This window comes from Pseudoalteromonas sp. TP27 (assembly GCF_056470645.1).
On the sequence record NZ_JARDAK010000039.1, the window covers coordinates 1 to 6,833 of the forward strand.

General features: G+C 35.6%; 9 protein-coding genes and 2 pseudogenes. All 11 read right to left on the reverse strand.

Annotation, left to right across the window (positions count from 1 at the left end; translation table 11 throughout):
- Positions 1-204 (reverse strand): DUF6795 domain-containing protein (locus PX700_RS21145; protein WP_479521858.1); only part of this gene is annotated, 204 nt, incomplete at its 3' end.
- Between the two features lie 163 nt (positions 205-367).
- A pseudogene (locus PX700_RS21150) lies at positions 368-821 on the reverse strand (transposase); the annotation flags it as partial.
- A gap of 187 nt (positions 822-1,008) precedes the next feature.
- Positions 1,009-1,683, reverse strand: a complete 675-nt coding sequence (locus tag PX700_RS21155; RefSeq protein WP_197114713.1) for a GAD-like domain-containing protein — start codon at positions 1,681-1,683, stop codon at positions 1,009-1,011.
- Positions 1,684-2,078: 395 nt separating this feature from the next.
- Positions 2,079-3,053, reverse strand: coding sequence for a transposase (locus PX700_RS21160; protein WP_479521859.1), 975 nt, complete (start codon positions 3,051-3,053; stop codon positions 2,079-2,081).
- Between the two features lie 90 nt (positions 3,054-3,143).
- Positions 3,144-3,513 (reverse strand): annotated as a pseudogene (locus tag PX700_RS21165) (transposase); the annotation flags it as partial.
- Positions 3,514-3,546: 33 nt separating this feature from the next.
- Positions 3,547-3,705, reverse strand: coding sequence for a hypothetical protein (locus PX700_RS21170; protein WP_479521860.1), 159 nt, complete (start codon positions 3,703-3,705; stop codon positions 3,547-3,549).
- 3 nt (positions 3,706-3,708) lie between these two features.
- On the reverse strand, positions 3,709-4,008 hold the full coding sequence (locus tag PX700_RS21175; RefSeq protein WP_479521861.1) for a hypothetical protein: 300 nt from the start codon (positions 4,006-4,008) through the stop codon (positions 3,709-3,711).
- 9 nt (positions 4,009-4,017) lie between these two features.
- Positions 4,018-4,374, reverse strand: a complete 357-nt coding sequence (locus PX700_RS21180; protein ID WP_282130865.1) for a hypothetical protein — start codon at positions 4,372-4,374, stop codon at positions 4,018-4,020.
- Between the two features lie 202 nt (positions 4,375-4,576).
- Positions 4,577-4,963: a hypothetical protein gene (locus PX700_RS21185; protein ID WP_479521862.1), complete on the reverse strand. Its 387-nt coding sequence runs from the start codon at positions 4,961-4,963 to the stop codon at positions 4,577-4,579.
- 201 nt (positions 4,964-5,164) lie between these two features.
- A complete protein-coding gene (locus tag PX700_RS21190; protein ID WP_479521863.1) occupies positions 5,165-5,764 on the reverse strand; it encodes a tetratricopeptide repeat protein in 600 nt (199 codons plus the stop codon).
- Positions 5,758-6,531 (reverse strand): ChaN family lipoprotein, encoded by a 774-nt coding sequence (locus PX700_RS21195; RefSeq protein WP_479521864.1) that lies wholly within the window; start codon positions 6,529-6,531, stop codon positions 5,758-5,760. Before PX700_RS21195 ends, PX700_RS21190 begins: the two co-directional genes overlap by 7 nt.
- Positions 6,532-6,833 lie beyond the last annotated feature (302 nt).

The following is a 6,833-nucleotide window of genomic DNA, read 5'->3' on the forward strand; positions in this document are numbered from 1 at the left end:
TGGTATTTTTGATTCAATAACGACTTCAGGTAAATAAAAAGAACCATCAGGAGCTGTTGTTACCTGATCTTCTTTTTCAACTTTGTGTGCAAATTCCAGGGTGCGATTTATTAAAGCACCCTCAACTGGATTACCGTTTAAAGTGATTACCCCTTTTACTTCGGAGCACATGTGTACATTGTATTTTTTTATTAAACCAAACATAGTGGTTTGGGCCTCCTTACCTATATTTCTAATTATTTAAAATAAGTACCATTAATTAAAAACGTGAAAGTAAATGACTTTCAAGCGTTACCTCATTAGCCATATCATGTTGAATGCGCGCAATACTCGCAGCAAGAGCAGCTTCATCTGATAGTGCTTGCTATTTGAATTGGCTCCCAAAAGAAACCTGTAACGTTACCTTACTTTTCTTGTTTTCATTAAATAAACGCATAAACCAGATAATACCTCTCAGTTACTCGCGATGCTGTTTGACTGTTCAATTAAAAAATAGATTCAGCTTTACTTAGCTCTTCACCTTGCATGACCTTTTGCGTAAGTTCGGTGCCCTTACACAGCTTATGCCAGCGAATAACAATCGCTTTGTCATTTAATCGATTCGCTTTTTTATCATCTACATACAGCACTAAATGGGTGTGGTTACTCATTGCTGCATAAGCACACACGTCAATACAAAACACTTTGGCTAACTCAAGGAGTTTGTCTTCAACCCACCCTCTGCGGTGCTCGTAAGATTGACCTGTAAAATGCTATTCACCGCACAAACAAGTACGCCGAACACAACGCGAAATACAGTGGTAATATTTTGTATCAACCAAACTTAATTGACGCTTTCTTGCGTAATGCCATAAAACTCCCTGCTAATTTTTCACAATAATTAAACAGTAGCCACTACTTAAAGAGCAAAATTTAGGATGGGAGTCTTGTTTATTTTATTGATGTTTATACATTAGCTCGTCTTGACTTCAAGGGAGCGTCAATATATGTCTTTGTTATTTTTTACTTTTACAAGTTTCTCAATTGCATAACTATATCTGTCATTACATTCTTTTCTCCAAGCTCAGATAAAAAATTATGTTGTTCAATAATTTTAACCTTTTGTAAGTTTTCTAGCTTATTAGCACCCCCTAATGCCAATGCTGGTACAAATGTATACATTTCATCAGCTTCTAGGGCACCAAGTTTATCTAATGCTCTTTCAAATAAAGGTAGATCATCTAAATCTTTCTCCTCCATATGAGTCTTAGACATTGAGGCAAAAAATAAATCAATAATTCGATCTGAACCTCTGGTGTTAAGATTATCGGTATTATCTGAAGGTAAAAGCATACCGTAGAGAGGGTTTATTTTTAAGCTAAGGCCTGAACTCTCTCCCCAAACAAATAAGCGACCAAAAGCACTCCGCCCTATTACATAATATTTATCAAGCCCTTTTCTCTCTCTTTCCTCAAACTCTGTGCCATGTATCCAACTCTGTAAGATATCACTATAATCTGCTGGATCGACGAGCCAAAAAATACCATTTCCCCAACCACAAAAGCCATAACTCTGCCAGTACTCGATTAGACGGTCGGGTAATTTACTTTTAAAAAAGCTAAGAGACTCATCGCTTGGTTTTCGTTGTTTAACCGCAGGTCCGAAACCAGCATAATTATAAAAGTTATCAAAAAAATTGTTCATTATTTACACCTGTGTAAGTTTACATTCATGTAAGTATTTGGGCCCATATCTTTTAATGCATTATTAGCCTGTACATCCATAGCTAACACTCTACTTAATTTTTCTTTTTCACCCAATGCATTGCTAATAAACTAGACACCCACTCTAAATTAGCAAGCAAAGCTGTGTCACCCAATGCATTGCTAATAAACTAGACACCCACTCTAAATTAGCAAGCAAAGCTGTGTCACTAGATTTATTTTTTTAGGTTAATAATTTATTTTTTAAGACTGCGTTACTTCTTTTCATCTACTAAATAAGCCACTTTCATCTATAAACCTAAATTATACGCATAAAAATGACTGCATGGTGCAGTTGTGATTTATTACTGAATAGCTTTACTGAGTAGTTTAAGTTTATGCAAGTAGCTTTTCGCAGTTACTGATGTTCGCTCGCCGTTTTCTATTTAAATTTTCGCAGTAACCTATTTGTGAAGTGGGCCTGCCTACTGCACCATGAAATACGCGCGTGAATTGCGTGGTGAGTTTTAACCAGTTTTCTGGGGAAATATTTAACCTTTCTAACAAAGGGAGGTTCATATTATCAATATATCCGCGTTTATCCTCCCGTATTATTCGCCCTGTTAGTTCAACAAGTTCAAGGTACGATTTAAGTTCAAACGGCAGCCCTTTTGGCATTATTTGACGTGGCATGCCTGCAAAGCGAAGTAGTTGTCTCGGTTGTTTGCCATCTTTTGCGGATGTTAGTCGCTTTTGAACACTGGTATGGTCAGATTCTTCTGGTGTATTTGCCATTTTGGCCCTAATTGGGTTTAAATCTACATACGCCATGCAGGCCGCCAGTGCTGCTTCATCTAATAATGCTTGAGACGTAAATCGCCCCTCCCAAAAACGACCAGTGCAGTTATCTTCTTTATTTGCTCTGCGAGCAATATTTTCATTTAACAACCGCATAAACCAGCTAATACTTGATAGGCGCTCTCGATATTCCTTTACTGTTTGATTGAAAAAGATGAGCTCAACTTTACTTAGCTTTTCACCCTGTACATATTTTTGCGTTAACAATGTGCCTTTACAGAGTTTATGCCAGCGAATAACAATCGCTTTATCATTCAGCCTATTTGCTTTCTTATCATCAACATACAGTACTAAATGGGTATGATTACTCATTACGGCATAAGCACAGACATCAATACAAAATATCTTGGCTAATTCAAGCAGTTTATCTTCAACCCAGCCTCTGCGGTGCTCGTAAGATTGACCTGTAAAATGGTCTTCACCGCACAAAAAAGCACGCCGAACACAACGTGATATACAGTGGTAGTACTTTGTATCAACCAAACTTACTTGACGCTTTCTTGCGATTGCCATAAGACACCCTGCTTGTTTTTCACACTGACAAAAGCCTAGTACTTAGTTAGCAAAACTGCAAAAAATTAGGATGGGTGTCTAATTTATTTATTTGTAGCATGTTTCACTTATCATGAAAGTACGACAGGCTAAGGAAATACTCATTTTATTTGTGCTAACGACTTCGTGTGCCAATACTTTGCGCTCAGAAGCCTTTACCACTTTTTGCCATTGCCTCTTGAATGGCCTCAGATTTTAGTCGCTCTTCAGCATACATTTTCTTTAAACGGCGATTTTCATCTTCAAGCTCTTTCATTCGTGTCATTAAAGACGCATCCATACCGCCGTATTTAGCGCGCCATTTATAAAAGGTTGAATTGCCCATACCATATTCACGGCATAGCTCAGGGATTGGCACACCGTTTTCGGCTTGCTTCAAAATAGCGAGGATCTGACTGTCTGTAAAATGTGCTTTTTTCATAATTTTCTCCTGTGTTTACAATAAGAGAAAATTCTACGCTTGGCTTCTATTATTTTTCGGGGGGATTACCGCGTCTCTTAACTTATTTTTTAAAGTGGGTGTCTTGTTTGTTTTGCTCGATTCGCCAAGCATAACTAAACGTGCATTGCCCGCCATTGTTTTATAATTTACATCCGTGTTTATTTTATTCATTACCTATCCTTGTTTTTTAATTAAATTTTGAAAACACCATTTATAAAATTCAATAGCGTCATTATTTTCAGAACTGTAAGGAGCAACTGCATATTCATAGCTCATTGCAAATAAAAGCTCTTGTGCAGTGAAGTTACATTCTTCACTTTTTGAATAACATTCCTTAACTCCACGCCATAATTGCATTGCGCGACTTACGTAGTCATCACCCCACTTTTCTTTAAATTGCTTGCTGGGGTTGTTTTTTAAAGTAAATGAAGCAACGTCTTGAAGTGTTAAGCGGGTCGTATTTATACACATCATAATAAATAATTAGCTTTTCGGTAACTTACAATCCAGGTTTTCTAGAGCAGAAATCACTGAAGAGTCAGGTACTAAACAATGCACTGAAACCAAATGTAAAATAGATGAGTCTACAATTAAATTTATTTCTCCATTGGGGATTCTGTACTCATATTTGGATATAACTTTATTTTCCTCATGTAATAAAAAGTTTTTTTCATTACATATAGGACAAATTGCTATATGGCGTCTTTTATTAATTACCTCTGCCTTATCTAGAGCATCCAAAAACCATTTCAAAAAAGCTTGTTTTTCTGAATTTGATTTAAACTCATTACTCATTAAATCTAAATTGATCTTACGATCATTGGGCTTTCGTGAAATCATATTCCATACCTCATTTCAAAATCTAAACGGTATTATTTCACCAGTACAATGCCACTACATTTTGAATAAAACTTATAAATAAGTAATCCAATAAAGAGAATGCTATCTTTCTATTTGAAAAATTTTTTTCTTATACAAATGTAATAGTTTCTATGAGAAAGGTAAAATATCTCCTGATTATTTCAATTACCAAACCTCAACACTATAAATCTACTTCAATTATATTTTGTAAATTTGGGGTCGATTCTAAAAAAAACTTCCATTCAAGAAGTGCGTTTTTCAGCTGTTGCGTAGTTAAAATTTGAAAGTAGCTATCATCAAGTAAAGAATAAACTTGTGCGTTCTCAATAGTAAATTCAGCTCCCCATCTTTCGCGATCCCAGTCAAGAACAGCAAATTCACTAGTTAAAACAGAGTTTATTCTTTTTATGCCTTCATCAACCCAAGCAATAGTATCATTGTATGGTAACCCACCATCATCCATGAGAAGACTAGATAGGATACTTTTACCATCGTTATTCTCTGTGATTGAAGAGCAAACTGGATAAATAGAATCAACGTCTTTTTTCCAAGAAAAACTTATTTTCATAATTAAACCTTAATATAATGAACAACTCCAAGAGGTTGTAATGAAAATTAATACTCGCCCAAGGAAAATACTAAATTATCAGACAGCTGAAGAAGTCTTTATTAATTAGTGATTTAAGGTTTGGTGCACTTGGAACCTGAATTCGGGTTCCATAATAATTCTAAAACGCCTTAAGCTTGGCGTTTATAGCTCCTTTGTGTTTCAGTTTTCATTTAATGATTCATTTTCAGCTAATGATGTTTTGGCTTGCTTTTGTATATATTGAGCGCGATGCTCCAAATCAGTCCTATCTGCATAATTTATTACATAATCTGTATGAATGATCACTTTATTCCACATACCAAGCTGTTGATAAATTGTGGCCAGTTCAAAATGAGCTGAAACCCTTTGAAAATTAATCTCGCTATCACTGGAAAGTAAATATAATTCATATAATCGTGCAGATTCTTTTAAATCCTTTTTAACAAAGTGGCCACTTCGGTATATCCAAGCCAGTTTTTTTAAAGCACTATTCTCGTTATTTGCAATACGAGTATTAACTTCTGCTAAATAACGAGACCCATCACCAGTGTGCACACCAATGTAATATAAAGCCTCCCAATCACCAAGACTATAAGCTCTTTCACACCATGCTTCTAATTGTTCAGGTGCATGCATTAAGCTCTTTTGGCATTGTTTAGCAGCTTTCTCTACAGTTAAGTTAGGAGAGTTAATGTCTATGTCAGGAAAAAGTGATGCTCTCAAAACTGAAGAAAATGCAAAACACCCAACAAACATTATTATTGATACTATTTTTACCATTGTAATGAACCATCACTATTTACCCGCTTTTCAGGTATATGCACTTGAAAAGATTTAACAGATGATTCGTACGGGTAGCCTTCTCGATAAAAATAGCGTTCTTTTAAGGATTTATCCTGATTAGAGTCATCTGAGCAGCGTCTGTCACTTATGCAACTTAATCCTCCGATAAAGTCGATAAAACGTACATTATAAATATTATTATCTTTAAGAAATACATCAACACCAGTCTGATTTGCAGCATTTAGTACCGCATGAAAACGATGCATAAAAGCGACTACTTTATTCTGACTAGATTTGTTTAATATAGTAGCCAAATTGACTGCCCAAAGTGCATTTCTAGAAGTATGAGTATCAAAGCAATCGCCCTCTTCCATCTGCTCTGAAGAGCATACGCTATCCATTATATCCATTGTTTCAACCGATACATCAAGCGCGATTATTTTCATTCCAATGTCACGCGCAGCCTTTACAAGTTCACCATACGCATGAGGTGTTAAATAGCCATGCGTCCAATACTTATCAAAATATTGCTGTATAACATTAAAACCTTTACCCGTTCGCTGATAAAAGTCTATTTTTTCCTGCATAAAACGTGGCAGCATTTCAATTGCAAAATGCGTAAAACCAGCAGTTTTTAACTGTTTGATTGCCTTAATTGCTTCATACTTATAACCAGCAGTACTGTGGCTTGATTCACCAAGCATAACTAAGCGCGCATTACCGGCCATTGTTTTATAATTTACATCCGTATTTATTTTATTCATTGTATTTCCTTATGTTTTAAAAATTAGTAAGCTAACTAACCTGAACTCTGGTTAAGAGATTTACTAACATATTGAACTATGGTGATATTTAAATTTATTTTCTCTAGCCAGAGATTTTCAGTGAAAGCAAGGCGAATTTACGCGTCAATAGCGGGCCTATTGCAAGTAAATTCAACGCAGTTAGTGCTGAAAATAGCTGCTTGAGATAGATTTATTATCCAGAGTTCAGGTTAACTACACTCATGCTCTATATTTAAATGTCTGCTAGCTACAAGCCATGAATCTAACTCAAGGTTTATTCG

Excerpts from the sequence above, each read along its gene's own strand:
- PX700_RS21155 (WP_197114713.1), bottom strand. The coding sequence starts at position 1,683 with ATGAACAATTTTTTTGATAACTTTTATAATTATGCTGGTTTCGGACCT.
- PX700_RS21160 (WP_479521859.1), bottom strand. The coding sequence starts at position 3,053 with ATGGCAATCGCAAGAAAGCGTCAAGTAAGTTTGGTTGATACAAAGTAC.
- PX700_RS21170 (WP_479521860.1), bottom strand. The coding sequence starts at position 3,705 with ATGAATAAAATAAACACGGATGTAAATTATAAAACAATGGCGGGCAAT.
- PX700_RS21175 (WP_479521861.1), bottom strand. The coding sequence starts at position 4,008 with ATGATGTGTATAAATACGACCCGCTTAACACTTCAAGACGTTGCTTCA.
- PX700_RS21180 (WP_282130865.1), bottom strand. The coding sequence starts at position 4,374 with ATGATTTCACGAAAGCCCAATGATCGTAAGATCAATTTAGATTTAATG.
- PX700_RS21185 (WP_479521862.1), bottom strand. The coding sequence starts at position 4,963 with ATGAAAATAAGTTTTTCTTGGAAAAAAGACGTTGATTCTATTTATCCA.
- PX700_RS21190 (WP_479521863.1), bottom strand. The coding sequence starts at position 5,764 with ATGGTAAAAATAGTATCAATAATAATGTTTGTTGGGTGTTTTGCATTT.
- PX700_RS21195 (WP_479521864.1), bottom strand. The coding sequence starts at position 6,531 with ATGAATAAAATAAATACGGATGTAAATTATAAAACAATGGCCGGTAAT.